General features: G+C 71.8%; 25 protein-coding genes. 14 read left to right on the forward strand and 11 right to left on the reverse strand.

Features of this window, described 5'->3' with window-relative positions; translation table 11 throughout:
• Positions 1 to 214 precede the first annotated feature (214 nt).
• Together ACFVX9_RS25330 and ACFVX9_RS25335 are read left to right on the forward strand one after the other, a co-directional pair.
• Positions 215 to 1,507: a glycosyltransferase family 39 protein gene (locus ACFVX9_RS25330; protein ID WP_380428453.1), complete on the forward strand. Its 1,293-nt coding sequence runs from the start codon at positions 215 to 217 to the stop codon at positions 1,505 to 1,507.
• Between the two features lie 63 nt (positions 1,508 to 1,570).
• Positions 1,571 to 2,062 carry a MarR family winged helix-turn-helix transcriptional regulator gene (locus tag ACFVX9_RS25335; protein WP_063348868.1) on the forward strand — a complete coding sequence of 164 codons (492 nt, stop codon included), beginning with the start codon at positions 1,571 to 1,573 and terminating at the stop codon, positions 2,060 to 2,062.
• Positions 2,063 to 2,127: 65 nt separating this feature from the next.
• On the opposite strand, the gene ACFVX9_RS25340 is transcribed toward ACFVX9_RS25335, so the two are convergent.
• Entirely contained in the window at positions 2,128 to 2,757 is a 630-nt protein-coding gene (locus tag ACFVX9_RS25340; RefSeq protein ID WP_371518320.1) for a hypothetical protein, read from the reverse strand.
• 292 nt (positions 2,758 to 3,049) lie between these two features.
• Here ACFVX9_RS25340 and hemL point away from each other — a divergent pair, with 292 nt between their 5' ends.
• The 7 genes from hemL (at position 3,050) to ACFVX9_RS25375 (ending at position 10,033) form a co-directional block, all read left to right on the forward strand.
• Complete coding sequence (hemL, locus tag ACFVX9_RS25345; RefSeq protein ID WP_063348870.1) at positions 3,050 to 4,378, forward strand: glutamate-1-semialdehyde 2,1-aminomutase; 1,329 nt, start codon at positions 3,050 to 3,052, stop codon at positions 4,376 to 4,378.
• Positions 4,379 to 4,450: 72 nt separating this feature from the next.
• The gene (locus ACFVX9_RS25350; RefSeq protein WP_079136296.1) at positions 4,451 to 5,098 is read left to right on the forward strand and encodes a histidine phosphatase family protein; all 648 of its coding nucleotides are present in this window, start codon (positions 4,451 to 4,453) and stop codon (positions 5,096 to 5,098) included.
• Between the two features lie 162 nt (positions 5,099 to 5,260).
• Positions 5,261 to 5,866: a TlpA disulfide reductase family protein gene (locus ACFVX9_RS25355; protein WP_244293435.1), complete on the forward strand. Its 606-nt coding sequence runs from the start codon at positions 5,261 to 5,263 to the stop codon at positions 5,864 to 5,866.
• The gene (locus ACFVX9_RS25360) at positions 5,863 to 6,636 is read left to right on the forward strand and encodes a cytochrome c biogenesis CcdA family protein (RefSeq protein WP_063348873.1); all 774 of its coding nucleotides are present in this window, start codon (positions 5,863 to 5,865) and stop codon (positions 6,634 to 6,636) included. Before ACFVX9_RS25355 ends, ACFVX9_RS25360 begins: the two co-directional genes overlap by 4 nt.
• Positions 6,637 to 6,638: 2 nt before the next feature.
• Complete coding sequence (locus ACFVX9_RS25365; RefSeq protein ID WP_387983596.1) at positions 6,639 to 8,378, forward strand: cytochrome c biogenesis protein ResB; 1,740 nt, start codon at positions 6,639 to 6,641, stop codon at positions 8,376 to 8,378.
• A gap of 3 nt (positions 8,379 to 8,381) precedes the next feature.
• A complete protein-coding gene (ccsB, locus tag ACFVX9_RS25370) occupies positions 8,382 to 9,506 on the forward strand; it encodes a c-type cytochrome biogenesis protein CcsB (RefSeq protein WP_063348874.1) in 1,125 nt (374 codons plus the stop codon).
• A gap of 140 nt (positions 9,507 to 9,646) precedes the next feature.
• Positions 9,647 to 10,033 (forward strand): hypothetical protein, encoded by a 387-nt coding sequence (locus ACFVX9_RS25375; protein WP_380338130.1) that lies wholly within the window; start codon positions 9,647 to 9,649, stop codon positions 10,031 to 10,033.
• Positions 10,034 to 10,099: 66 nt separating this feature from the next.
• On the opposite strand, the gene ACFVX9_RS25380 is transcribed toward ACFVX9_RS25375, so the two are convergent.
• The gene (locus ACFVX9_RS25380) at positions 10,100 to 11,218 is read right to left on the reverse strand and encodes a ScbA/BarX family gamma-butyrolactone biosynthesis protein (RefSeq protein WP_380375471.1); all 1,119 of its coding nucleotides are present in this window, start codon (positions 11,216 to 11,218) and stop codon (positions 10,100 to 10,102) included.
• A gap of 350 nt (positions 11,219 to 11,568) precedes the next feature.
• Between ACFVX9_RS25380 and ACFVX9_RS25385 the strand changes: the two genes are divergently transcribed.
• Positions 11,569 to 12,195, forward strand: a complete 627-nt coding sequence (locus ACFVX9_RS25385) for a ScbR family autoregulator-binding transcription factor (protein ID WP_363374920.1) — start codon at positions 11,569 to 11,571, stop codon at positions 12,193 to 12,195.
• A 103-nt stretch (positions 12,196 to 12,298) separates the two neighbouring features.
• On the opposite strand, the gene ACFVX9_RS25390 is transcribed toward ACFVX9_RS25385, so the two are convergent.
• The 4 genes from ACFVX9_RS25390 to ACFVX9_RS25405 all read right to left on the reverse strand — a co-directional run bounded on the left by ACFVX9_RS25390 (position 12,299) and on the right by ACFVX9_RS25405 (position 15,896).
• A complete protein-coding gene (locus ACFVX9_RS25390; RefSeq protein WP_063348878.1) occupies positions 12,299 to 12,916 on the reverse strand; it encodes a ScbR family autoregulator-binding transcription factor in 618 nt (205 codons plus the stop codon).
• A gap of 226 nt (positions 12,917 to 13,142) precedes the next feature.
• The gene (locus ACFVX9_RS25395) at positions 13,143 to 13,352 is read right to left on the reverse strand and encodes an acyl-CoA carboxylase subunit epsilon (RefSeq protein WP_063348879.1); all 210 of its coding nucleotides are present in this window, start codon (positions 13,350 to 13,352) and stop codon (positions 13,143 to 13,145) included.
• 83 nt (positions 13,353 to 13,435) lie between these two features.
• Complete coding sequence (locus ACFVX9_RS25400; protein ID WP_380375468.1) at positions 13,436 to 15,037, reverse strand: acyl-CoA carboxylase subunit beta; 1,602 nt, start codon at positions 15,035 to 15,037, stop codon at positions 13,436 to 13,438.
• Positions 15,038 to 15,488: 451 nt separating this feature from the next.
• The gene (locus ACFVX9_RS25405) at positions 15,489 to 15,896 is read right to left on the reverse strand and encodes a PLD nuclease N-terminal domain-containing protein (protein ID WP_387983599.1); all 408 of its coding nucleotides are present in this window, start codon (positions 15,894 to 15,896) and stop codon (positions 15,489 to 15,491) included.
• A gap of 90 nt (positions 15,897 to 15,986) precedes the next feature.
• Here ACFVX9_RS25405 and ACFVX9_RS25410 point away from each other — a divergent pair, with 90 nt between their 5' ends.
• Positions 15,987 to 17,444: a menaquinone biosynthesis decarboxylase gene (locus ACFVX9_RS25410; protein ID WP_380485533.1), complete on the forward strand. Its 1,458-nt coding sequence runs from the start codon at positions 15,987 to 15,989 to the stop codon at positions 17,442 to 17,444.
• Positions 17,432 to 18,337: a menaquinone biosynthesis prenyltransferase MqnP gene (mqnP, locus tag ACFVX9_RS25415; protein WP_380375486.1), complete on the forward strand. Its 906-nt coding sequence runs from the start codon at positions 17,432 to 17,434 to the stop codon at positions 18,335 to 18,337. Before ACFVX9_RS25410 ends, mqnP begins: the two co-directional genes overlap by 13 nt.
• A 27-nt stretch (positions 18,338 to 18,364) precedes the next feature.
• Here mqnP and ACFVX9_RS25420 read toward each other — a convergent pair whose 3' ends face one another.
• Complete coding sequence (locus tag ACFVX9_RS25420; RefSeq protein WP_387983601.1) at positions 18,365 to 19,156, reverse strand: hypothetical protein; 792 nt, start codon at positions 19,154 to 19,156, stop codon at positions 18,365 to 18,367.
• A gap of 245 nt (positions 19,157 to 19,401) precedes the next feature.
• Here ACFVX9_RS25420 and ACFVX9_RS25425 point away from each other — a divergent pair, with 245 nt between their 5' ends.
• The gene (locus tag ACFVX9_RS25425; protein WP_387983603.1) at positions 19,402 to 20,253 is read left to right on the forward strand and encodes a hypothetical protein; all 852 of its coding nucleotides are present in this window, start codon (positions 19,402 to 19,404) and stop codon (positions 20,251 to 20,253) included.
• 64 nt (positions 20,254 to 20,317) lie between these two features.
• Here ACFVX9_RS25425 and gcvH read toward each other — a convergent pair whose 3' ends face one another.
• The 3 genes from gcvH to ACFVX9_RS25440 form a co-directional block, all read right to left on the reverse strand.
• On the reverse strand, positions 20,318 to 20,713 hold the full coding sequence (gcvH, locus tag ACFVX9_RS25430) for a glycine cleavage system protein GcvH (protein WP_063348884.1): 396 nt from the start codon (positions 20,711 to 20,713) through the stop codon (positions 20,318 to 20,320).
• 116 nt (positions 20,714 to 20,829) lie between these two features.
• Complete coding sequence (locus tag ACFVX9_RS25435) at positions 20,830 to 21,585, reverse strand: alpha/beta fold hydrolase (RefSeq protein ID WP_380338149.1); 756 nt, start codon at positions 21,583 to 21,585, stop codon at positions 20,830 to 20,832.
• 65 nt (positions 21,586 to 21,650) lie between these two features.
• Positions 21,651 to 22,877 carry an FAD-dependent oxidoreductase gene (locus ACFVX9_RS25440; protein ID WP_063348886.1) on the reverse strand — a complete coding sequence of 409 codons (1,227 nt, stop codon included), beginning with the start codon at positions 22,875 to 22,877 and terminating at the stop codon, positions 21,651 to 21,653.
• Between the two features lie 102 nt (positions 22,878 to 22,979).
• On the opposite strand from ACFVX9_RS25440, the gene ACFVX9_RS25445 reads away from it, so the two are divergent.
• A complete protein-coding gene (locus tag ACFVX9_RS25445) occupies positions 22,980 to 23,753 on the forward strand; it encodes a TetR/AcrR family transcriptional regulator (protein WP_063351314.1) in 774 nt (257 codons plus the stop codon).
• 146 nt (positions 23,754 to 23,899) lie between these two features.
• Here ACFVX9_RS25445 and ACFVX9_RS25450 read toward each other — a convergent pair whose 3' ends face one another.
• Positions 23,900 to 25,945, reverse strand: a complete 2,046-nt coding sequence (locus tag ACFVX9_RS25450; protein WP_380485522.1) for a hypothetical protein — start codon at positions 25,943 to 25,945, stop codon at positions 23,900 to 23,902.
• Positions 25,946 to 25,965: the final 20 nt, after the last annotated feature.

The following is a 25,965-nucleotide window of genomic DNA, read 5'->3' on the forward strand; positions in this document are numbered from 1 at the left end:
GTGCTCCCACTCAGGCCCTCCTCCCCTCCCCGCATGTGGCTTCCCTCCTCCCCTCCACCTCCCCCACCCCCCCCAGCCGTGTTCTTCCCCCGCCACGGGGTTTTCGGGGCGGGCGGGCGTTCGCGGGGCAGGTGGGGGTGTGCCGTAGGCTCACCTGAAATCGCTGCGCCGTAGCCGCGCGGACCACCAGCGTGGCGGGGAGTACCCAGAGCAGATGAGCACGGCATCGAGCACCGAGTCGTCCAGCACCGAGCCCGGCGCGCCCGCGGCGCCGGAGACGGAGCGGCCCGCGGAGCGCTCCGAGGAGCGGGCGGCCCGGCGGCCCGGGCGGTTCGGCGCCCTGGTGGACCGCTTCGCGCCCGCGCTCGGGGCGTACGCGGTGGTCAAGGCCATCGGCCTCACGGTCTTCATGCTGCTGCTGTCGCACACCGGGGACTACCTCAAGAAGAACCCGGGCCGCGGCGGCGGCGCCCAGCCGTGGGACGTGCTGGGCACCTGGGACGGCGTCTGGTACCAGCGGATCGCCGAGAACGGCTACGACCCGCAGCTGCTCCCGATGCACGGCTGGCCGCTGGCCTCCTACTACGAGAACTCGGCCGCCTTCTTCCCGCTCTACCCGTGGCTGATGCGGCTGGTCGGCGCGGTCACCGGGCTCGGCCCGTACGGCTCCGGGATCGCCGTCTCGGTGATCGCCTCGCTCGTCGCGGCGGCGGGGATCTTCGCGATCGCGGAGCGGCTCGGCGGCTTCCGGGCGGGCGTGATCGCCGCGGTGATCTGGGGCCTGTTCCCGGGTTCGGGGGTGGAGTGGGCGGTCTACTCGGACTCGCTGTTCGTCGCGCTGTCCGCCTGGGCCTGCTACTGCGTGATGACCCGACACTGGCTGACGGCCGGCGTGCTGGCGCTGGTGGCGGGCCTCAACCGGCCGACCGCCGCCGCACTGATCGCCGCGGTGTCGATCGCCGCGCTGGTGGCGCTGATCCGGCGCACCGACGGGGTGGCCCGGCCGCTGACCGCGATGCTGATCACCCCGTGGGGCCTGATCGGGTACGTCGTCTGGGTCGGCTACCGGATGGGCGACTGGGGCGGCTACTTCAAGCTCCAGCGGGGCGCCTGGAACCGCTACTTCGACGGCGGCGCCTCCACGGTCCGCACGATCATGGACGTGATCACCGGGCACTGGAACTTCTGGCAGTCCAACCCCGTCCCGGACCTGATCGCGATCGCCCTGCTGATGGCCCTGCCCGGACTGCTGGTGCTGCTGTGGCGCACCCGGCCGCCGCTGGTGCTGGTGGTCTACACGGTGCTCACCATCGCCACCGCGCTGAGCAGCAACCAGATCTTCGGCAACATCTCGCGCTACCTGCTGCCGGCCTTCCCGCTGTTCATCGGTCTGGCGGTGGCGCTGCGCCGGGTGCGGACGTCCTCGCTGGTCGGCCTGCTCGCGATGCCCGTGGTGGCGGCGGGCTGGTACGCGGGGTATGCGCTGTTCGAGTTGGGCATCCCGTAGACCCGGGGTTGGTTGCCAACGGGATCATCCGGCAGCGGACGGGCCGTTGCTAATCTCGGAGGTATGACGACGACCCCGCCCGTGCGCCAGATCCGTGACATCTCCGGCCTGCTGGACCACGCGAGCCACGTGCTGGCGACCCGGATGGCGGCCGCCTTCACCGAGCTCGGGATCACCCCCCGCGCGTACTCCGTGCTGTTCCACGCGCAGGAGACCGAGCGCACCCAGATCCAGCTGGCCGAGCTGTCGGACCTGGACAAGACCACCATGGTGGTCACCGTGGACGAGCTGGAGAAGGCGGGCCTGGCCGAGCGCCGCCCGTCCGCGACCGACCGCCGGGCCAGGATCATCTCCGTCACCGAGGCGGGCGAGCGCGCCGTCGAGCGGGGCACCGCGATCGCCGACCGGGTGCACCGGGAGGTGCTGGAGTCACTGCCCGGCCCGGAGCGGGACGTGTTCGTGTCGGCGTTGACGCGCCTGGTGGACGGGCCGCTGGCGGAGCCGGTGGAGAGCGAACGGGCGGTACGGCGGGCGCGCCGCGCCCGGACGAACTGACGCGAGGTCACATCCCTTCGCCCCGGCCGCCGTTCGACGGGCGGGGCGAAGGGCCCCGGGAAGTCCTACGGCCAGACCAGGCAGTACAGCTGGTGCCCGGCCTCGTGCAGCCGGTTGGCGAAGTCCTGCCACTCGTGCAGCATGCTGTAGATCACGAAGGCGTCGCGCGGTCCGCGCCGGTCGGGGACGGTGGACCAGATGAAGGCGGCGGCGCCGAGTTCGGTCTCGTCGGCCTTGCGGAGCGGTTCGACGACGTTCTGCGGGAGTTGGACGACGGCGTAGTCGGGGTGCAGCACGACGAGTTCCAGCGGCGGGACCTGGTGCAGCGGGACGCCCTGGATGCCGGTGAGGACCATGGCGCTCATGGTCTCCGGCTTGATCTTGGTGGAGAGGTGGCCGTTGGGGGAGCCGCTGGTCTCCATCAGGTCGCCGAGCCGCCCGAGCGAACCGAGTTCGCCGGCGTCCAGGCCGAGCCCGCCGGGTCCGAGGGCGGTGGGGACTCTGGCGGCGGTGGCGCGATCCGGTGCGCCGAAGTACTTGTACGTCACCCCCACGCGTCCCTCACCCCGCCTCTCGCCGCCGCGGCGGCCACGACCCGTGCCCGCTCCCTTACCCCCGCGTGCGGTTTCGGCGGGCCTGCGGGAGCCCCCCGCAGCCTCGTCGTAGCCGTCCTGCGCCTCGGACACTCGGACCATCCTCACCGGAATTCGCCGGAATCGACAGACCCCCGCACGTCCGGCGTCCCTCCGGACGTGCTCCTTACCCGTCATGCGCCGCCGTACCCACTCGCGGTACGCGGCAGTCCTCTCCACACCCCTGCACACAACCGGAACACTTGCGCACTCTGAGTGCACAGTCTGACTGGTCCGTGCTCCGGAGCAGTCAGCGGCCCCGTCTGTACGGACAACCGTACAGACAACGGTGCCCGGATCATCGTTCCAGATGATCGGGTCCGACATGCAGAGCTCAAGGACACGATTTGAGACCATGTCTCCCGTGAGCTACCCCTACGAAGCCCCCCAGTCCCAGTCGCTGTTCGACCGCGCCTCCGTCGTGACGCCCGGCGGCGTCAACTCCCCGGTGCGCGCCTTCCGCGCGGTCGGCGGCACGCCGCGCTTCATGGTGTCCGGCACCGGCCCCTACCTCACCGACGCCGACGGCCGCGAGTACGTCGACCTGGTGTGCTCGTGGGGCCCGATGATCCTCGGCCACGCGTACCCCGCGGTGATCGACGCCGTCCAGCAGGCGGTCACCCGCGGCACCTCCTTCGGCACGCCCGGCCAGGGCGAGGTCGAGCTGGCCGAGGAGATCGTCGGCCGGGTCGCCCCGGTCGAGCAGGTCCGTCTGGTCTCCTCCGGCACCGAGGCCACCATGTCCGCGATCCGGCTGGCCCGCGGCTTCACCGGGCGCGCGAAGGTGGTGAAGTTCGCCGGCTGCTACCACGGCCACGTGGACGCCCTGCTGGCCGCCGCCGGTTCGGGCGTGGCCACCTTCGGCCTGCCGGACACCCCGGGCGTCACCGGCGCCCAGGCCGGCGACACCATCGTGCTGCCCTACAACGACCTGGCCGCCGTCGAGCAGGCCTTCGCCGCCCACCCGGGCGAGATCGCCTGCGTGATCACCGAGGCCTCGCCCGGCAACATGGGCGTCGTCCCGCCGCTGCCCGGCTTCAACGCGGGCCTGGCCCGGCTCTGCCGGACGAACGGCGCGCTGTTCGTCTCGGACGAGGTGATGACCGGTTTCCGCGTCTCCAAGGCCGGCTGGTACGGCCTGGAGGCGGCGAACGAGGGCTGGGCGCCGGACCTGCTGACCTTCGGCAAGGTCATGGGCGGCGGCTTCCCGGCCGCGGCCTTCGGCGGGCGCGCCGACGTGATGGCCCACCTGGCCCCGGCCGGCCCGGTCTACCAGGCGGGCACCCTGTCCGGTAACCCGATCGCCACCGCGGCCGGCCTGGCCCAACTGCGCGGCTGCACCGACGAGGTGTACGCGACGGTGGACAAGGTCGCCGCCGAGATCTCCGGCCTGGTGTCGCAGGCGCTCACCAAGGAGGGCGTGACGCACCGGCTGCAGACCGCCGGGAACATGTTCTCGGTGTTCTTCACCGAGGCCGCCGTCACCAACTACGACGAGGCCAAGACCCAGGAGGCGTACCGTTTCACCGCCTTCTTCCACGCGATGCTCGCCGAGGGCGTCTACCTGCCGCCGTCCGCCTTCGAGTCCTGGTTCGTCTCGGCGGCCCACGACGAGCGGGCGATCGAGCGGATCGCCGCCGCCCTTCCGGCCGCCGCCCGCGCTGCCGCCGCGGCCACGGTCTAGGCCCCGATCCATCCCTGCGAGCCCCAGGAGTACTGAGAAGTGAGCGCCAAAGAGATCACCGTCGTCCATCTGATGCGGCACGGTGAGGTGCACAACCCGGAGGGCATCCTGTACGGGCGCCTGCCGGGCTACCGGCTGTCCGAGCTGGGCCGGGAGATGGCCGAGCGGGTCGCCGAGGACCTGGCCGGCCGGGACATCACCCACGTGGTGGCGTCCCCGCTGGAGCGGGCCCAGGAGACCGCCGGGCCGATCGCCAAGGCGCACGGCCTGGACGTCGCGGCGGACGAGCGGCTGATCGAGGCGGACAACATCTTCGAGGGCAAGACCTTCGGCGTCGGCGACGGCTCGCTGCGGAACCCGGGCTACTGGAAGTACCTCACCAACCCGTTCAAGCCCTCCTGGGGCGAGCCCTACCTCGACCAGGTGGTGCGGATGATGGGCGCGCTCGGCGCCGCCCGGGACGCCGCGCGCGGGCACGAGGCGGTCTGCGTCAGCCACCAGCTGCCGATCTGGATCGTCCGCTCCTTCGTCGAGCGCCGCCGGCTCTGGCACGACCCGCGCCGCCGGCAGTGCTCGCTGGCCTCGCTGACCAGCTTCACCTTCGAGGGCGACAAGATCGTCTCGGTCGGCTACCGCGAGCCGGCCCGCGACCTGCTGCCCGCGCACCTGATCGGCAAGGGCGGCAAGGACAAGCCGGTGGGCAAGAGCTTCGGCGCGTGAGCCTGCGGGGCCGTTGGTAAACCCCGCGTAAATATGGGATCGGGGCGCCCCGCGAAAGCCCGGCGGCCCGACTCCGTCACAGGTCAGAGGGGGTGCGACGCGCTAGGGAGGACCCCGGCGAACCTGCCCGGAACTCCATGCGAAACTTTTCACATGTCTGCCATGGCGCGCCCCCGTCCCCGTGTCGCCGCAGCCGCCGCCACTGTCGCCGCCGCTGCGCTCGTCCTCACCGGCTGTTCCTCCTCGGGCTCGTCGGGCAGCGGCGAAGGCCAGGTCGGCTTCGTCACCGTCAAGGGGACCAACCTGTCGAAGGTGGACACCGGCAAGCGCGGGAGCGCCCCCGACATCTCCGGGGAGACCCTGGACGGCAGCCAGACCAAGCTCTCGGACTACCACGGCAAGGTCGTGGTGCTGAACGTCTGGGGCTCCTGGTGCGGGCCGTGCCGGGCCGAGGCGAAGAGCCTCCAGGCCGTCTCGGAGAAGTACAAGGACCAGGGCGTCCAGTTCCTCGGCGTCAACACCCGGGACAGCGACAAGACCAACGCCGTCCGCTTCGAGCAGGAGCAGGGCGTCACCTACCCGAGCATCTTCGACCCGGCCGGCACCCAGCTGCTCAAGTTCCCCAAGGGCAGCCTCAGCCTGCAGTCGCTCCCGACCACCCTGATCGTCGACCGCGACGGCAAGCTGGCCGCCCGCGCCGTCGGCGGCACGACCCAGGACGCGCTGGAGTCGATCCTCCAGCCGGTGGTCGCGGAGCAGAAGCAGTGAGCCTGCCGCTACAACTCGCCGACAACACCGGGACCCTCCAGAGCGGGGCACTGCTGGTGGCCGCGCCGATCGCGCTGGCCGCCGGGCTGGTCTCGTTCTTCTCGCCCTGCGTGCTGCCGCTCGTCCCCGGCTACCTGTCGTACGTGACCGGCTTCTCCGCCGCCGACCTCGCGGACGCCCGCGGTGCCCGGCGCGGCCGGATGCTGCTCGGGGCGACGCTGTTCATCCTCGGCTTCACCGCGGTGTTCGTCTCGGGCGGGGCGCTGTTCGGCCAGTTCGGCGACACCCTCCAGGCGCACAAGCGGGTCATCTCGATCGTGCTCGGCGCGCTGACCATCGTGATGGGCCTCGCCTTCATGGGCCTCGTCCCCGGCCTGAGCATGCGCGAGGTGCGCTCCCACCGCCGCCCGGCGGTCGGCCTGTGGGGCGCCCCGCTGCTCGGCATGGTGTTCGGCGTCGGCTGGACGCCCTGCATCGGCCCGACCCTGGCGACCGTCCAGAACCTGGCCCTGAACCAGGCCGACGCGGAGCGCGGCGCCCTGCTGATGACCTTCTACTGCCTCGGCCTGGGCGTACCGTTCATCGTGGCCGCGCTCGCCTTCCGCCGGGCACTGGGTGCCTTCGGCTGGGTCAAGCGGCACTACCCGCTCGTCATGCGGATCGGCGGCGGCATGCTCGTCGCGGTCGGTCTGCTGCTCGTCACCGGGATCTGGGACTCGACGATGAGTGAACTGCAGTCCTGGACCGCCGACTTCTCGATCGGAATCTGACCGTGAGCAAGACCACGACCGAGGCCGAGCTGCCCCTGGCGCCGGACGACGCGGCCGCCGAGCGGCTCAGCACCGCGCCGGTCGAGTCCGAGGGCCCGACCGGCATAGGGGTCCTGGGCTGGGCGCGCTGGATGTGGCGCCAGCTGACCTCGATGCGGGTCGCGCTGATCCTGCTCTTCCTGCTGTCGCTGGCCGCCATCCCGGGCTCGCTGATCCCGCAGTACCAGAACGGCCAGGGCCTGCTCAAGGTCGAGGCGTGGAAGACGCACCACACCGCGGTCGCGCCGATCTACGAGAAGCTCCAGCTGTTCGACGTCTACAGCTCGGTCTGGTTCTCCGCGATCTACATCCTGCTGTTCGTCTCGCTGGCCGGCTGCATCGTCCCGCGCACCTGGCAGTTCGTCGGCGTGCTGCGGGCCCAGCCGCCGACCGCGCCGCGCAACCTGACCCGGATGCCGGTCTACGCGGCCTGGCGCACCGAGGCGGACGCCGACGCGGTGAACGCCGCCGCCCACCGGCTGCTGCGCAAGCGCCGGTTCCGCGCCAACCTGGCCGGCGGCTCGGTGGCCGCCGAGAAGGGCTACCTGCGCGAGGTCGGCAACCTGCTCTTCCACATGTCGCTGTTCGCGCTGCTCGGCGGCTTCGCCTGGGCCAGCCTGGCGTCCGGCACCGGCGGCAAGCTGATGGTCGAGGGCGAGGGCTACTCCAACACCATCACCCAGCTCGACGACTTCAACGGCACGCGGTTCTACGGCACCGAGGACCTCGACCCCTTCTACCTGAAGCTGAACGGCTTCACCGCCAAGTTCCAGGACAAGGGCGACCAGATCGGCGCCGCCCGGCAGTTCACCGCGAACGTCGAGTACACGGCGGGCGAGGACACCTCGAAGCTCAAGCAGGGCACGATCGAGGTCAACCACCCGCTGGAGATCGGCGGCAGCAAGGTCTTCCTGATCGGCCACGGCTACGCCCCGGTCATCACCGTCAAGAACGGCAAGGGCGACGTCGTCTACCGGGGTGCCGTGCCGTTCCTGCCGCAGGACGGCAACCTGACCTCGACCGGTGTCGTGAAGGTCTCCGACTACGGCGCTGGCCCGGACGGCAACCCGACCCAGATGGGCTTCTCCGGCTTCTTCCTGCCGACCGCGCCGCTGAGCTTCGAGGGCACCGGCCCGGTCTCGCTCTACCCCGGCGACGCCGCCCCCGAGCTGGTGCTGAACGCCTTCGCGGGCGACCTGGGCACCGACTCCGGCCTGCCGCAGAACATCTACCAGCTCAACGACCGGAAGCTGACCCAGCTGACCCAGGACGGCCAGCCCGCCAAGGCCCGGCTCAAGCCCGGCCAGGCCTGGGACCTGCCGGACGGCTACGGCAGCGTCACCTTCGAGGGCTACAAGCAGTGGGCCAGCTTCAACGTCTCGCACCGCCCGGGCAACACGATCGCCCTGACCGGTGCGGTGCTGGCGATCCTCGGCCTGATCGGCTCGCTGTTCGTGCAGCGCCGCCGGATCTGGGTGCGCGCGGTCGCCCTGCCGGGCGGCGGCACCCAGGTGGAGCTGGCCGGCCTGGCCCGCAGTGAGTCGGCGAAGATCGCCGAGGAACTGGCCGAACTCGCGGTGGACCTCCAGGACGACGCCCCGGCGTCGGAGGACGAGGACGACGCCGCACCCGAAGGCCCCACAGCCGAAGGCCCCGCGCCCGAGGACCCCGCAGTCCCTGCCGACCAGAACTCCAAGGAGTAGACGGTGCATCTCGCCTCGGGGGTCGACCCACAGCTGGCCGACCTCTCCAACAAGCTGATCTATTCGGCGATGGTGGTCTACACACTCGCCATGTTCGCCCACATGATCGAGTGGACCTTCGGCAGCAAGGGCGCCGTCGCCGTCCGCTCGACGGAGCAGTCGGGCAGCCTGTCCGAGACCGTCGCCGGGACCAAGGGCGCGAAGAAGGTCACCGTCACCGTGGCGGGGGCCGGCGGCGGCACCACCACGCTCACCCGCACCGCCCTGGCGGGCGAGGGCGCGACGGTGGTCACCAGCGGGCGCGGCGCGGACGAGGAGGACGGCCCGGGCGCGGCCGGCAACAGCACCCGGGCCGACCTGGCCGGCCGGATCGCGGTCTCGCTCACCGTGCTGGGCGCCCTGCTGCACGCCGGCGGCATCGTCACCCGCGGCCTCTCGGTCTCCCGCTGGCCGTGGGGCAACATGTACGAGTTCTCCTGCGCCTTCGCCTTCGCCATGACGGCGGCGTACCTGGTGCTGCTGGCCTCGAAGAAGAACGTCCGCTGGCTCGGCCTGCCGGTCGTGCTCGCGGGGCTGCTGACCCTCGGCATCGCCACCACGGTGCTCTACACCGACTCCGAGCAGCTCGTCCCGGCGCTGCACTCGCCGTGGCTGGCGATCCACGTCTCGACCGCGATCTTCTGCGGCGGCGCCTTCTACGCGGCGTTCATCGCCACGTTGCTGTACCTCGGCAAGGACTCCTTCGACAAGCGGATCGCGGCCGGCCTGACCACCGGCCCGCTGGGCACCCCGGCGTCGGTCTGGCGCCGGCTGCCCGCCGCGTCCACCTTCGACAAGCTGTCCTACCGGATCAACGCCCTGGTCTTCCCGCTCTGGACCTTCACTATCATCGCGGGCGCGATCTGGGCCGAGGCGGCCTGGGGCAAGTACTGGGAGTGGGACCCGAAGGAGACCTGGTCGTTCATCACCTGGGTCGCCTACGCCTGCTACCTGCACGCCCGCGCGACGGCCGGCTGGAAGGGCCGCAAGGCGGCCTACCTGGCGCTGGCGGCCTTCGCCTGCTGGCTCTTCAACTACTACGGCGTGAACATCTTCGTCACCGGCAAGCACTCCTACGCGGGGATCTGACCGGGGCACACAGTCACCCACCGGCCCGGCTCTCCGCAGAAGGTAGCCGGGCCGAGGTGCGACAGGGGTAGTTCGTGCCGGCCGCCGGCCGGCACGGGGAGGAACGAGGAGGAAATCGCGCAATGGAGTGCGACGAGGTCATGCTGACCGTCCGAATCACCGCCGCCGAGCGCACGTTGCTCCGCCGGCTCGCCCAGGGACACCGCAGCGACGTGTCCGAGGTGGTGGCCGACGGCCTGCTGGACATCATCCCCACGCTCAGCTCGCCGGGGGACGCCTACCGCCTGCTGGGCGCTCTGACGGCGCCGGCGCCGTGCGCGCTGACGGTCTGGCTGCCGACCCCGCTGGCCGACCTGCTGGTGCCCGGCGCGGCGCGGATCGCGCAGGTCACCGAGGTCCGGATCGAGTCGGCCAGCGCGATGCTGGGCGCGGCGCTGCGGCTCTGGCTGGCCCAGGACCCGGTCCGGCTGGCCACCAACCTCAGCGTGATGCACGCGGGTCGGCCGTCGGCACTGGTCGCCGCCTAGCGGGCGGCCAAGGGGGTACTCAGGGGGTGTTCAAGGGGCGCTCAAGGGGTGCTCAGGGGAGGCCGTTCAACTGGCCAGCGGCAGCCGGGGGCTGCCGATGCCCTGGCCGGCGGGGCGGTCGTCGAAGGCCTCCCGCCGGGCGGGCACCGTCGGCGGCTCGGCCGGTCTGTCGCCCGGTCTGTCACCCCGTCTGTCCGCCGGCCTGTCCGCCGATCCGTCGGCGGGCCCGTCGATCGGTTCGGTGAGCAGCCGGCAGTCGGCCGCCGTCCGCCCGTCCTGGACCAGCAGCACCCGGACGGGCAGCCGGCGGCCGTCCGGCGCCTGCTCGTGGACCGCCTGGACGAGGCAGGGCCGGTCCAGCTCGATGTAGCGGTCGAAGGACGTCACCAGCTCGACCGGTACCACCGGTTCGGGGTGGCGCAGCCGCTGGGCGGCCTGCCGGGCGGCCTCCAGCACCAGCATCCCGGGCACGTGGTCCAGCTCGTGGTCGAACAGCACCGGGTGCCCGGCGTCGGTGCGCAGCAGCCAGGTGTCGGGCCGCAGGGTGGGGCTGAGCACGACGTCCGTGGGCTGTGCGCGGCCGACCAGCTCGGGCGCGGTGGGCGCGGGCGGCCGGGGCAGGGCGGCGGCCCGCCGCTCGGGGCCGCGCAGCCGGGCGTAGGAGGCGGGGGAGACGACCCGCAACTGGCCGGAGCCGTGGCCGATCGGGTGGCCGTCCCGGGATATGTCGATGTGCACCCGCAGCGAGACCAGCCGGCCGTGCCGCATCCGGACGTCCTCGCAGCCGACCGCGAGCATCAGCGAGGCCGGCCCGGTGGTGACGGCCAGGCCGCGCAGCCCGTCCGGGCCGAGCGCGTAGGAGAGGTCCTCCATGACGAAGTGGTGGCCGCGCGGCACCCCGAAGCCGGCGTGGCCGACCAGCAGCCCGGCCTGCCGGATGGTCTCGGCCATCAGCACCGGGTCGTGGAAGCGGTCCCCGGGCAGGCGGTAGAAGGCGTGCAGCCGGGGCCACTGGGCGCCGAGCAGGAAGTCGTACGGACCGGTGGCCTGCCAGCCGGTGAGGAACACCTCGGACACCGAGGTGCGGTGCACCAGGTGGCGGGAGACGGTCCGCTCGTGGAAGTCGTAGCCGGGACCGGGGTGGGCGTACGGACCGTGGGCGTCCGGCTCTACGATCAATGGCATGACGGGCCCTACTCCAGGGTGACGGTCGAGCGGCCGGTACGGTCGCCTGAGATAAAACATACAGACCACCCGGTTTCTCTTCTGCGTCTGGGGTGGCCCCTGCCGCGCAGCCCGACGCGACCACGCTACCCCTACCCTGGACTGGGGTAATGGCCGCCCGGGGGGCGGCAGGCCCGGGGCGGGGGTGCTCCCCACTGGACGGCGGGGTCCGCGAAGGAGCTAGATTAGATACCAACCATGCGGTTTCGGTCGGCGCCGTCCGCATGCGAGGCGTCGCCCCCAACGGCGGCGCGCTGACAGCAGCGGGGCGGGCGGGGGGAAACGCGTCCGGCCGAGTCCGGAGGGGCCCAGTGGTCAAGCAGGAACGCGCGGGGCGGACCAGGCGTGCCGTGCTGCTCGCCGCGGCGGACACGTTCGCCGGCGTGGGCTTCGAAGCCGCCAGCCTGGTCGACATCAGCCGCCGGGCCGGGGTGAGCAAGGGCGCCCTCTACTTCCACTTCGTCTCCAAGCAGGCCCTCGCCGACGGCGTGCGCGCCGCCGCCGGGCGCGAGATCGGCTCGGCCGCGCTGCGCGCCCTGCGCTCCGGCGGACCGGCCCTCCAGGGCCTGATCGACTTCTCGCACGAACTCGCCCGGCTGCTGCGCGAGGACGTGATGGTCCGGGCCGGCGTCCGGCTCGGCCGCCAGGGCCCGCCCCGGGCCGACACCCCGGACGGCCCACCCGGCACGGACGCCGCCTGGCGCAGCCTCACCGCCGTCGTCCACCGGCTGCTGGACCGCGCCGCCGAGGCCGGCGAGCTGCGCCCCGGGCTGGACCGCCGCGCCGCCGCCGAACTGCTGACGACGATGGCGGCCGGCCAGGTGCTGCTCGCCGCCGAGGAGGCCGACCGGCCCGGTCCGGAGGCCGTCGGCCGGCTCTGGGCGGCCGCGCTGCCGGCCCTGGTGGCGGTGGAGCACTGCGCCGGCTACCGGCTCTGAGCGGCCCTGGGCGGGGAGCCCGGGCAAGCGCCCTGGGAGACGTCCGGGAGGTGCCCCGAGAAGCGCCCCGGGAAGCGCCCCGGGAAGCGCCCCGGGAGACGCCCTAGGAAGGCACGCGCTCGGCGACGCTCAGCCGGGCGAGCGCGTGCGGCTGGACCAGGCCGGGCAGCACCAGCGTCCACAGGTCGGACATCCGCTGGATCAGGTCCCGCCGGTCGGTCAGCACCTGGGAGCTCAGCTGGATCCCGGTGACGGCCCCGGTGATCACCCCGGCGGCGGCCGCCAGGTCGATCCCCGGGTGGAGGTCCCCGGCGTCCCTGGCGCGTTCCAGCAGCCCGCGGGCCACGTCGGACCAGCCCTGGTAGGCGGCGATCTGCGGCTGGGTGAAGCTGCCGTGCTCGATCGTCAGCCGGATGCTGCCGCGCACCAGCGGGTCGTCCTGGAGGGCGTGGGCGAAGGCGTACCCGAGGTCGATCAGGGTCTGCACCGGGCTGTCCGAGGACGGCTGCCAGGTGCCCAGCCAGGCGCCCTGCCCCTCGATGACGGCGAGCGCGAGCTCTTCCTTCGAGTGGAAGTGGAAGTACAGCGCGCCCTTGGTGACACCGGCCCGGTCCAGGATCTCGGACATCGTGGCGGCGGCGTAGCCCCGCTCGTCGAACACCTCGGCCGCCGCGAGGAGTACCGTCTGGCGGGTCGCCAGCGCGCGGGCCTGCCTGGCCATCGCAGCCTCCCTGGATAGTTCTGGTCCATCGGCAGCGGCCGATCCTATGGGGGCCGACGGGGCGGCGGGCCGCATACCGTCCAGTAGGTATTCTACCGAGCCGCGCCGGGGCGGAACGGACACCCGGTGGTCGGGGCGGCCGGGCCCGGTGGCCCCGGTCGCCGGGAAGGCCGGAAGGCCGGCCACCCGGGTGGGGTGACCGGCCGTCGCGGGAGGTTCGGGGCCGTCAGGCGGCCTGCTGCCAGCTGACCGGCGAGTAGTAGGCCGGGCGGCGCTCCAGGCGCTGCCAGTTGGCGATCGGCTCGACCTGCGCGGTCGCGGCGGCCTGCTGCGCGACGGCCGCCCGGGCCATCAGCACGGCGGTGAGGGCGGCCAGCTCCTCGTCGGAGAGCGAGCCGCGGACGATACGGACGAGGGGTTCGGCGGAAGCAGTCATGGTCTGGTTTTCTCCCCCGGTGGCTTGTGGTGTGTGGTGGTCGCTCGGAACTGCGTGCTGCGGGCCGCGCGTGGGCGCGGGCGTTACATCGGCGGGTTGCCGTGCTTGCGGCTGGGCAGGTCGGCGTGCTTGGTGCGGAGCATGGCCAGGGCGGAGGCGATCACCTGGCGGGTCTCGGCGGGGTCGATGACGTCGTCGACGAGGCCGCGTTCGGCCGCGTAGTACGGGTGCATCAGTTCGTTCTTGTATTCCTTGATCTTCTGGGCGCGCATGGCGTCGGGGTCTTCGGCGGCGTTGATGTCGCGGCGGAAGATGACGTTGGCGGCGCCTTCGGCGCCCATGACGGCGATCTCGTTGGTGGGCCAGGCGTAGGAGAGGTCGGCGCCGATGGAGCGGGAGTCCATGACGATGTAGGCGCCGCCGTAGGCCTTGCGCAGGATGAGCTGGATGCGGGGCACGGTGGCGTTGCAGTAGGCGTAGAGGAGCTTGGCGCCGTGGCGGATGATGCCGTCGTGCTCCTGGTCGACGCCGGGCAGGAAGCCGGGGACGTCGAGCATGGTGACGAGGGGGATGTTGAAGGCGTCGCACATCTGGACGAAGCGGGCGGCCTTCTCGCTGGCGTTGATGTCGAGGACGCCGGCGAGGGACTGGGGCTGGTTGGCGATGATGCCGGTGACGTGGCCGTCGATGCGGGCCAGGACGCACAGGACGTTGGTGGCCCAGCGTTCGTGGACTTCGAGGTATTCGCCGTGGTCGACGATCTCCTCGATGACCTTGCGCATGTCGTAGGGGCGGTTGCCGTCGGCGGGGACGAGGTCGAGGAGGGTGTCGTTGCGGCGCTCGACGGGGTCGTCGTTGACGGCGGGGGGCGGCATCTCGCGGTTGTTCTGGGGGAGCAGGGAGAGGAGGTAGCGGACTTCCTCGATGCAGGACTGCTCGTCGTCGTAGACGAAGTGGGAGACGCCGGAGACGCCGGCGTGGACGTCGGCGCCGCCGAGGCCGTTCTGGCTGATCTTCTCGCCGGTGACGGCCTGGACGACGTCGGGTCCGGTGATGAACATCTGGGAGGTCTCGCGGACCATGAAGACGAAGTCGGTCAGCGCGGGGGAGTAGGCGGCGCCGCCGGCGCAGGGGCCGAGCATGACGGAGATCTGCGGGATGACGCCGGAGGCCTTGGTGTTGCGTTGGAAGATGCCGCCGTAGCCGGCGAGGGCGGTGACGCCCTCCTGGATGCGGGCGCCGGCGCCGTCGTTGAGCGAGACCAGCGGGGCGCCGGCCGCGATGGCCATGTCCATGATCTTGTGGATCTTCTGCGCGTGGGCCTCGCCCAGCGCGCCGCCGAAGATCCGGAAGTCGTGCGCGTAGGTGAAGACGGTCCGCCCGTGCACGGTGCCCCAGCCGACGATCACGCCGTCGGTGTGCGGCTTCTTCGCCTCCAGGCCGAAGCCCTGGGCGCGGTGCCGGCGCAGCGGCTCGACCTCGCGGAAGGAGCCCTCGTCCAGCAGCAGGTCGATGCGCTCGCGGGCGGTCAGCTTGCCCTTCGCGTGCTGGGCCTCGGTGGCCTTCTCGCTGGGGCCGCGCCGCACCTTCTCGCGCAGTTCGTGCAGCTCGGCGACCCGCCCGCGGGCGTCGGCCGCGACCTCGGGGACCTCGCCGTCGACTGGCGCCTCATGCACAACCGTCATCTCGAACCACTCCAAGGGTGAGGGAACTGTCCGACAGCCAACGTCTGCTGTGCCCCCGGCTGCGAATCACTTTCTTCACTTATGACTGTACGAGGGGCCGTGCGTTGGTTTCGGCGTCGATTCCGTACAAGGTCAGGTCCGTTTAGATGTCAGGCCTGCACAGAAGCGGTGGTGTCGAAGCCGGAGCACTGGGTGTCCGTTCGAATACCGGGGGCTGTCGGTCAGGTGATGGCCCGATGATCTGAACATGAAGAAAAGCGCAGGTCAGGGCCCTCGTTCAGTAATGTAGGGCGGCCCTCTTGCGCCTTGCTCAAGCCCCGCTCAAGTCCGGTCGGGCACCGGTGCGGATCCGTGCTAGAGGGCGCCGAGTCGTAGGGAAGCGCCAAAAACACCACAGCCCACCCGGTGCCGTCCGGGTGGGCTGTCCGGGGGATCCCCCCAGTGGCTCCGATCAGCTCTTTCGGCCGTCCTCGGGCTCGTCCTCGCCCCGCAGCTCCTGCTCGCGGCGGCGCAAATCGGCCTCCCACCGCTTCAGCATGTCCTCGTGATCGTTGTCGCTCCTCTTCAACGAAGCGAGGAATTCGGGGTCGTCGTCCGGTGCGAGCGGGCGGCCCTCGCGCCGGACCGGCTGCCCCGGACGACCGTCGGCGTCGTCGGGAGCCCCGGTCCGCAGGAGGCCGCGCTGCTTGCCGGCCACCAGCCAGGCGATCGGGCCCACCGGCGGGAACAGCAGCACGATGAGCACCCACACCGGCTTGGGCAGGTGCTTCACCTGGTCCTCGGGCGTGGTCAGGCAGTCGATGAACGCCCACACCCAGAGCGCGAGCGGAAGGACGATGGTCAGAAGAATTCTCAGCACGGCGGCGATCTCCCTGCGGGGCGGTCGGGGCGGGTGCCTTCCCGGGGCCCTTGACGGAGCCAGGCTATCCGGTGGCGGATACTGACAGACATGGCATACGACGATCTCCGCTCGTTCCTGCGGGCACTCGACCGTGAGGGCGACCTCAAGCGCATCAAGGCAGAGGTGGACCCGCACCTGGAGATCGGCGAGATCGTCGACCGGGTCCAGAAGGCCAAGGGCCCCGCACTGCTCTTCGAGAACGTCAAGGGCTCGTCGATGCCGCTCGCGATGAACGTCTTCGGCACCGAGCGGCGCCTCGCCAAGGCGCTCGGCCTCAAGGGCCCGGACGACATCGCGGAGAAGATCGCCGGCCTGCTCAAGCCCGAGCTGCCGCAGGGCTTCACCGGCTTCCGGGACGCCTTCGGCAAGCTCGCCTCGATGGCGCACGTGCCGCCCCGGCACGTGAAGTCCGGTGACGCGCCGGTCCAGGAGGTCGTGCTCACCGGCGACGACGTCAACCTGGACGAGCTGCCCGCCCTGTTCACCTGGCCGATGGACGGCGGCTCCTTCTTCAACCTGGGCCTCACCCACACCAAGGACCCGGACAGCGGCATCCGCAACCTCGGGCTCTACCGGCTCCAGCGGCACGACCGCCGCACCATCGGCATGCACTGGCAGATCCACAAGGACAGCCGCAACCACTACGCGGTGGCCGCGAAGCGCGGCGAGCGGCTGCCGGTCGCGATCGCCTTCGGCTGCCCGCCCGCCGTGACCTACGCGGCCACCGCGCCGCTGCCCGGCGACATCGACGAGTACCTGTTCGCCGGCTTCGTCGCCGGGGAGCGGGTGAAGATGGTCGACTGCAAGACCGTCCCGCTCCAGGTCCCGGCCGACGCCGAGGTGGTGCTGGAGGGCTGGTTGGAGCCCGGCGAGATGCTCCCCGAGGGCCCGTTCGGCGACCACACCGGCTTCTACACCCCGCAGGAGCCGTTCCCGGCGCTGAAGATCGACTGCGTGACGATGCGCCGCCGCCCGATCCTCCAGTCCATCGTGGTCGGCCGCCCGCCGACCGAGGACGGCCCGCTGGGCAAGTTCACCGAGCGGTTCTTCCTGCCGCTGCTGAAGATCATCATCCCGGACATCGTCGACTACGACCTGCCCGAGGCCGGCGGCTTCCACAACTGCGTGATCGTCTCGATCGACAAGAAGTACCCCAAGCACGCCCAGAAGACGATGCACGCCATCTGGGGCGCCCACATGATGTCGCTGACCAAGCTGATCATCGTGGTGGACTCCGACTGCGACGTGCACGACTACCAGGAGGTCGCCTGGCGGGCCTTCGGCAACGTCGACTACAGCCGCGACCTCACCGTCGTCGAGGGCCCGGTCGACCACCTCGACCACGCCTCCTACCAGCAGTTCTGGGGCGGCAAGGCCGGCATCGACGCGACCCGCAAGCTCCCCGAGGAGGGGTACACCCGCGACGGCGGGTGGCCCGAGATGGTCGAGTCGGACCCGGCCACGGCCGCCCTGGTGTCCCGCCGCTGGAAGGAATACGGGCTGTGAGCACGGCTGCCGTCGAAACCCCGGGGCGCACGAAGGCCTTCCTGCGCCTGGTGATGATCGAGCACTCGGTCTTCGCCCTGCCCTTCGCCTACACCGCCGCACTGACAGCCATGTTCCTCGCCGACGAGCGGGTGCACTGGGGCGAGCTGTTCATCGTCACCGTCTGCATGGTCGGCCTGCGCACCTTCGCCATGGCCGCCAACCGGATCATCGACCGCGAGATCGACGCCCGGAACCCGCGCACGGCCTCGCGCGAACTCGTCACGGGCGCGGTGTCGCTGAAGACGGCGTACGCCGGCTCGGCCGTGGCGCTGATCGTCTTCCTCGGCGCGGCGGCGATGCTCAACCCGCTCTGCCTGGCGCTCGCGCCGGTCGCCGTCGTGCCGATGGTGGTCTACCCGTACGGCAAGCGCTTCACCGACTTCCCGCAGGCCATCCTGGGCCTCGCCCAGGCCATGGGCCCGGTCGGCGCCTGGCTCGCGGTGACCGGCACCTGGTCGTGGGACGCCCTCGTACTGGGCGTCGCGGTCGGCGTGTGGATCGGCGGCTTCGACCTCATCTACGCCTGCCAGGACGTCGAGTCCGACCGGCACGGCAAGGTGCGGTCGGTACCGGCCCGCTTCGGCATCCCGGCGGCCATCTGGGGCGCACGGGTGTGCCACGTCGTCACGACGCTCCTGCTGGGGTGGTTCGCGCTCCTGACCCACGCCGGAGCGGCGTTCTGGGTCGGCCTGGTCGTCGTCGCGGGGGCGTTCGTCTACGAGCACACCATCGTCAAGCCGAACGACCTCTCCAAGCTGAACCGGGCGTTCTTCCAGACCAACGGCTTCGTGGGCATCTCGCTGTTCGTCTTCGCCCTGCTGGACCTGATCATCCGGGGCCTGGGGATCTGAGCGGCCCGGCCGCCGGCCGGGCACGCCCTAACGGAACAGGGACGCGTGATCCGTGGCCCAGGTGCGGAAGTTGCGGGGTGGGTGGCCGGTGAGGTCCTGGACCGTTGTGGTGGCCGGGTTCGGGGTGGTGATGCGGGCGTGGATGAAGTCCAGTGCGCTGTCGACGGCCGCTCCGGGCCGGCTGGTGGCGGACATGCGGCGGCGGGCCGCCTCGCGGGGGATCTCCTGCCACTTCGCCGGGCGGCCGGCGGCCTCGCCGATGATGTCCACCTGTTCCGCCTGGGTGGGGCACTCCGGGCCGGTGAGCAGATAGTGCGCGCCGTCGTGGCCGTCCTCGGTGAGGGCGCGGACGGCGACCGCCGCGATGTCCCGCTCGTCCACCGGGTTCAGTCCGGCCGCGCCGCCGTAGCCCTGCACGGCGCCCCCGGAGCGGATCTCCTGCGCCCACTGGAGCGCGGCGGTGAACCCGTGCGCCCGCAGCACCGTGTGCCGGACCCCGCTCCCGGCGAGCAGCGCCTCCACCTCGCCCTCGGCCCGGACGGCCGTCGAGGAGAGGAACACCACCCGCCCGACCTCCCGGGCCAGCACCCCCACCGCGTCCGCCGCCTCGTCCGCCGTGGGGAACGGCCACCCCAGCAGCACCGCGCCCGCCCCCTGGACCGCCGCCTCCAGCGATGCCGGGTCGAGCAGGGCCCGCCGCGTCAGCGTCCGCACCCGTACCCCGGCGGCGGCGAGCTGCAGTCCGACGTGTTGCTCGACCGCTCCGGGGACGCCGACCGCCAGCACGGATGACGTGTCGTCAACTCGCTTCTCTGTCATGCCTCGAACGTAGGCGAGAAGTATGAGACGCCCCATGCGTGCGGGTCTCCGGTTCATGCGCCATCGTCTACCAGGCGCGCGCCAACTCCCGTGCGCCCCCGAGTGCTTCGCGCGCTGATTGATCGTCAATCCGGTTAACACCAGCTGCTACCGGCATGTTACGTTCCGTGGCGCAAGCAGAAAAGAGAAGACCCCAGCGGTGCTACCAACACCCCGGGGTCTGGCACCAGGAGCAAACCCTCCCCATGCAGATTCATCGTAGCGCGCACTCGCGCTTTTTCTCCGTCCTTCCGAACGGACTCCTCCAGGACCGTCGCCTCAGCTACACCGCCCGAGGACTCCTCGTGGACCTCCTCTCCCGTCCGGACGGCTGGCGTGAGGACGGCCGGGGCATGGCCGACAGCAGCCCGCAGGGGCGTGGCACGATCCGCCGGACGCTCAACGAGCTGAAGGACGCCGGGTATTACCGGGTCGAGAAGGTCCGGATGCCCGACGGCACGATCCGGACCGAGGTGCACGTGTGCGACACTCCTCAGCGCCCGGGGCCGCCGAGTGACCCACCCCCGGCCCCCGGTGAGCCTGATACCGGCCCCTCTGACGCCCCTCCCGTAAAGAACCCGGAAGAAGTACCCACCCTCCCGGCCGCGTTGACCGAGACCGATCCACACGTCCGGGAGGCGGTGGCCATACTCCACCGGGTGATCCGTCGGGAGCCCCGCCTGCGCCTCGGCGAGGCCGAGGCCGTCGCCCTCGCACCCCTCGTCGCCGAATGGCTGGCGAGGGGCCACACGGACGCCGACCTCGCCCACGCCCTGCTCCCCGACCTGCCGCGGCCCCTGCACTCGCCGGTCGGCCTGCTCCGCAACCGCTTGCAGCGCAAGCTCCCACCGCCGCGTGAACCCGCCGTCGCCGCACCTGCCCGCTCCGAATGCGCGGAGTGCCGCGATCCGGTGCCCCGCCCCGGCATCTGCCGCTCCTGTGCCGGCCTCGTCCCCCGGCGAGTCGCCCCGGACCCGGCCACCGCCCGTACCGGCGCCGCCCGAGCCCGCGGCGTTCTCCTCGCCGCCCGCGGACTCGCCCTGGCCCCTGTCACCTGATCGGGTGCCGGCTGCGCACAGGAAGTCGGCGAGTCCGACTTCCTGTGCGCTCGGCCCGGGGTGGCTACTCCGAACGGCTGGAGATGAAGGCCTCGTACTGGGCGGCCGTGAGCAGCTGCTTCAGCTCGTCGGGCTTGGCGACGGTGAGTTCGATGATCCAGCCGTCGCCGTACGGGTCCGTGTTGATCAGCTCGGGTTCGTCGTTCAGGCCCTCGTTCACCGCGGTGACCGTTCCGGTGAGCGGCATGAAGATCTCGCTCACCGCCTTGACGGACTCCACCGTGCCGAACGCTTCGCCGGATTCGAGCTGCTTCCCCATGGTGGGGATGTCGGCGAAGACGACGTCACCGAGCTGCTTCTGCGCGAAGTCGGTGATGCCCACACGGGCCTTGTCCTTGCCGGTGGTCCGCACCCACTCGTGGTCCTTGGTGTACTTGAGGTCTTTCGGGACGTTGGCCATGGGGATCTCCGCGAGGTCGAGGCGACTGCACTGACGGATCGTCAGTCATGCGGAGGAGCCTGCTACAGGTCCCCGCCCCTCGCCGCGAAGCGCACCCGGTCGGGTGAAGGCGGGTGTCAGTTGTGCAGGAAGGACTCCAGCGAGGTGGCCAGTGCCACCGGCGTCTCGTACATCGGGTAGTGGCCGCTGCCGTCGAGCTCCTCCAGTTCGGCGTTGGGGTAGTGGGCGAGCCAGGTGCCGCGCATCACGTCGGCGGTCAGGGCGAGGTCGTGTGCGCCCACGATCACTTTGACGGGGACGGGGTTCCCGTTGATGCGGCGTTCCAGGTCGGCCGTCGCCCAGTCCCGCACGTACCCGCCGAAGGCCTCGGGCGTGGAGAGCCGGAGCGACTGGTCGACCATGCGGTCCAGCCAGACCCGGCCCGCCCGCTGCCCGGTGACCAGGTCGAGGATCGCGTACCGCTTCTCGCGGTCCTCGGCGGCGCCGTAGAACAGCGCCTCGCCGTCGGCGTCCAGCGGGTAGGCCCCGGCGGGGACGGGTGCCAGGCCGACGAGCTTGCGCACCCGCAGCGGTGCCTCGGCCAGCACCTGCTGCGCGGCCTTGCCGCCCATCGAGTGGCCGATCAGCGAGAAGCGGTCCCAGCCGAGTTGGTCGGCCAGGGCGAGCGCGTCGGCGGCGATCTCGGCGAGCGTGTAGGAGCCGGTGACGTCCTTGCGTTCCCCGTAGCCCCGGTAGTCGAGGAACGCGTAGCTGAAGGCCCTGCCGTCGAGGTAGTCGAGGAAGGGGCCCCAGCCCGCGCTGGTGCCGAACCAGTCGTGCAGGACCAGGACGTGGTGGTCGCCGGTGCCGGTCGAGCGGTGAGGGATCGTCATGTCCTCGGTCCTTCCCCGGAAGCCTCCCGCCCGAACGGCCGGCCGCCGGCCCGTGCGGCCGGCGGCTACGCCATGGGCCGTCGGGCGAAGTCCGGGGCGTGCTCGGGGCGGGGGCCGAAGGCGATCAGGCGGGAGATGCCCAGCCGGACCGCCGGGACGTGGCGGACGAGCGCGGCGAATCCCATCGGCGGGCCGGACCGCCGGCCGGTGAGCGCCGGGACGAACATCACGCCGTGCAGGATCCGCTGCAGCCGTTGGATGACCACCGTCGGCATCTGGCGCCGCCGTTGCACCCGGGCGAGCGCGGCGGTGGTCGGGCGGCCGCGCAGCAGCGGCTCGGCGAGCAGGGTGGCGGCCGCGACGGCGTCCTGGATGGCGAGGTTGATGCCCACCCCGCCGGCCGGGGACATCGCGTGGGCGGCGTCGCCGATCAGCAGCAGCCCGTCGGTGTACCAGCGGTCCAGCCGGTTGAGCCGGGCGTCGAGCATGTGGACGTCGTCCATGCCCGCCAACTGGTCGACGCGGTCGGCGTACTGGGGCAGCAGCCGGGCGATCCGCTCGCGGAAGCGCTCCACGCCTTCGGCGCGCAGCTGCGGGTCGGAGCCCTTCGGCTTGAAGTAGGCGATCTGGAAGTAGCTGTCGCGGGCGATGCTGAGGGCCAGCTCGCCGTCACCGAAGCCGGCGACGAGGCTGGGCGGCGCGGCCTGCTCCTCCGCGTGCCGGGGCAGGCGGAACCACCAGACGTCGAAGGGCACCGGGTACTCCTCGGCCACCAGCCCGGCCGCCTTGCGCAGGGTGGAGTGCCGGCCGTCGGTGCCGACGGTGAGGTCGGCGCGGAGCTCGCCCTGCTCGCCGTCGCGGGTGCGGTAGCGCACGCCGGCCACCCGGCCGCCCTCCCGGATCAGCCCGGTGGCCTCGGTGTTCATCCGCAGGGTGAAGGTGGGCTCCTGCCGGGCTTCCTCGACGAGGAAGTTGAGCAGGTCCCACTGCGGCATCATCGCGATGTAGTTGTACGGCGCGGGCAGCCGGTCGTAGGCGCTCAGCGGGACTTGGCCGACGCCGGGCACCGGCACCACCAGGTTGCCGAGCCGGCTCTGCGGCAGCGCGGCGAACTTCCGGCCGAGGCCGAGTTCGTCCATCAGCCGCACGGTGGAGGCGTGGACGGTGTCGCCGCGGAAGTCCCGCAGGAAGTCCCCGTGCTTCTCCAGCACGGTCACCTCGACACCCGCCCGGGCCAGCAGCAGGCCCAACATCATTCCGGCCGGTCCGCCCCCGGAGATCACGACGCTCATGGCTCTCTCCCTTGCTGTGCTCGGTTGATCACCTTCCGTGTGGAACTTGCATTTACAGAGTCTCTGGAACTGTCTCAGGTGTCAAGTAGTATGCTGCTCCACATGAAGGATCTGGTGGCGGCCGCCCTCACGGCGGCGAAGGACCGGGGCCAGGACGTCGCGGACGTCCCGCTGACGGCGATCGCCGCGACGGCCGGCATCTCCCGCAGCACCCTGCTGCGCAGGCTCGGCGGCTGCCGGGCGCCGCTGGACGAGGCGGTCCGGCAGGCGGGCGTCGACCCGGGCGGACGGCCGCCGGTACGGGAGCGCGCGATCGCGGCGGCGGCCGGGCTGGTGGCCGAACGCGGCCTGGGCGGGGTCACCCTGGACGCCGTGGCGGACCGCGCCGAGTGCTCGCTGCCCAGCCTGCACACCGTCTTCGAGGGCCGGGACGGCCTGCTCACCGCCGTCTTCCTCCAGTACGGCCCGCTGCCGGACCTGGAAGCGCTCGCCGCGAACCCGCCGGAACGCCTGGAAGACACCGTCCGGGCGCTCCACCGCGCCTTCGCCGCGGCCTTCGACCGCCAGCCCCGGGTCATGCCGGCGGTCTTCGCCGACCTGTTCGCCCGACCGGACGGCCCCGCCTCCCGGATGATGGCGGCCCACCTGCCGCGACTGTTCGACGGCCTCGGCCGGCTGCTGCTGCCGTACATCGAGGCCGGACGGCTGCGTCCGCTGCCGCTCCCGGTGCTGGTCCAACTGCTGTTCGGCCCGCTGATCAACCACATCCTGCTGCGGCCGGTCCTCGAACCGGCGCTCGGCGCCGGACTGCCCTCGCTGGAGGAGTCCATCGACCTCTTCGCCGAGGCCTACCTGCGGGCGGTCGCCCTGCCGTAGCGGGGCCGGGAGACTGCCTGATCCGTTCCTGGGACGTGTCTGCCGGAAAACGCCGAGCTCTGCCGGAAAACACCGAGCTCTCCCGGGAAACGCCGAGCCCCGGCCCGCCGGGCGAAGCCGGGGAGCCGGGGCTCGGACGGGGGCGGTCAGGCGCTGCGGCGGCGGCGCGCGACGAAGAGCGCGCCGATGCCGCTGACGAGCAGGGCGGCGGCGCCCGCCGCGGTCTTGATGACACCGTCCGACCCGGTGTGGGCGAGCTCGCCGCCCGCCAGCTGGGTGGTGGTGCCGGTGGTGCCCGTGGTGCCGGTGGTGTCGGTCTCGTCGGCGGTGCCGGTGGTGTAGGTGGTCCGGATGACGGGGCCGGTGCCGGCGCCGGAGGTGTCGACGGTCGCGGCGGTGAGCTGGATCGCGGTGCCCTGCGGGCCCGCGATGGCGGCGTGGGCGGTGCCCTCGTTGATGTGGGCGAACGGGCTGACGGCGGTCTGGCCGACCTGGGCCTCGGCGGTGTAGGCGAGGCGGACGTGCTTGGTGATGGTCGCGCCTGCCGCGAGGGCGTCGTCGCTGATGAGGTAGCGGGCGGGGCCGCCGGACTGGGGGCCCGGGGTGCCGGGCACGGTCTCCCAGGCGCCGTCGGCCTTCTGCATCTCCAGGACGCTGTGCGGGTCGATCCACAGGATGGTGGCGAGCTTGCCGAACCGGGAGGTGCTGGGGTTGTTGACGGTGACGTCGAACTCGACCGGGGCGCCGCCGACGACGGCGGTGGCCGGCGCGTTCTTGAGCTCGACGGCCAGCGACTTCACCGTGACGTCCTTGGCGGCCTCGGCGAGCACGGTGTCCTCGGCCGCCGGGTCGACGACGGCGGAGTAGAGCTTGGTCGGCTGGTTGTAGCCGCCCGCGTCGTTGTTGCCCACGGCGGCGAGCCGCAGCTGGAAGGTCTTGGTGGCGCCGGCGGGGACGGTCAGGCCGGTGACCTTGCCGCTGAAGTTGAAGGTCCTGTCGCTCTGCTTGAAGGTCAGCTCGACCGGCTTCCAGGTGCCGTCGGCGTCGCGGTACTCGATGGCGAACGCGTCGTGCACCCGGGCGTGCACGTTGCTCACGTTGAGCTTCAGGGTGAACGGGGCCTCGGCGGTGCCCGGGTTGGTGACGGTCTCGGAGAACTCGACGGGCTCGCCGCCGAACCCGATCGAGGACGGCTCCTGGATGGTCAGCGCAGGCTTGGCGGTGACCGGGGCTGCGGTGACGTCGATCGCGACGAACTGGGGGCCGACGATCGCCTGCATGGCCCCGGCGCCCTGGTCGAGCATCGCCCACGGGTGGATGTAGGCCGTGCCGAGCGGGGCGTCGGCGGTGAACGCGAAGCGGACGTGCCGGGTGTCGCTGCTGCCGGCGGCGATGGTCCTGTCGTCGGTGAGGTGGTACGTGACCCGGTCGGAGCCCGGCTGGCTGCTGGTGGTGCCGGTGATGTTCTCCCAGGTGCCGTCGGCCTTCCGCACCTGGAGCGTGCTGTGCTTGTCCGCCTCCACGACCTTGTCGACGGTGGTGTAGCGGGAGGCGCTGGGGTTGTTCACGGTGACGTCGAACTCGACCGGGGCGCCGCCGGCGACGGCGGTGGTCGGCGCGTCCTTGACCTGCACGGTGATGGCCTTGGCCGCGACCTGGTCGGTGCTCTCGGCGAGGACGGTGGTGCCAGTCGCGTCGAGGACGGCGGAGCTGAGCGTGACGGTCGAGTCCTGGTTGGACCAGTAGGCGGCGAGCTCGGTGGTGAGGCGCAGCTGGACGGTCCTGGTGGCACCGGCGGCGACGGTCAGGCCGGGGACGGTGTCGGCGACGGGCTTCCAGGTGCCGTCCGCGTCGCGGTAGTCGACCTTGATGGCGTATGCCGAGACGGAGTTCGTGCCGCTCGTGCCGATCCTCAGCGTGAACGAGGCCTCGGTGGTGCCGGGGTTCGTGATGGTCTCGGTGAACTCGACCGGCTGTCCGCCGCGGCCGACCGTCGCCGGCGCGTTGACCTTCAGCGACGGCTTGTCGGCCGTGGCCTCGGCGGCCGACGCGGCGGGGGCGGTGGCGGCGGCCGGTGCCTCGGCGGCGTACGCGGCCGGGGAGGACAGCACCGCGCCGGTGGCCAGCAGCACGCCGAGGGTGGCGGCGGTGAGGACGGTGGAGCGGGAGCGACGGGCGCGGACAGCAGGCATGGAAATACCCCCCAGGGTGT

The organism is Kitasatospora sp. NPDC058243 (assembly GCF_042882025.1).
Classification (GTDB): Bacteria; Actinomycetota; Actinomycetes; order Streptomycetales; family Streptomycetaceae; genus Kitasatospora.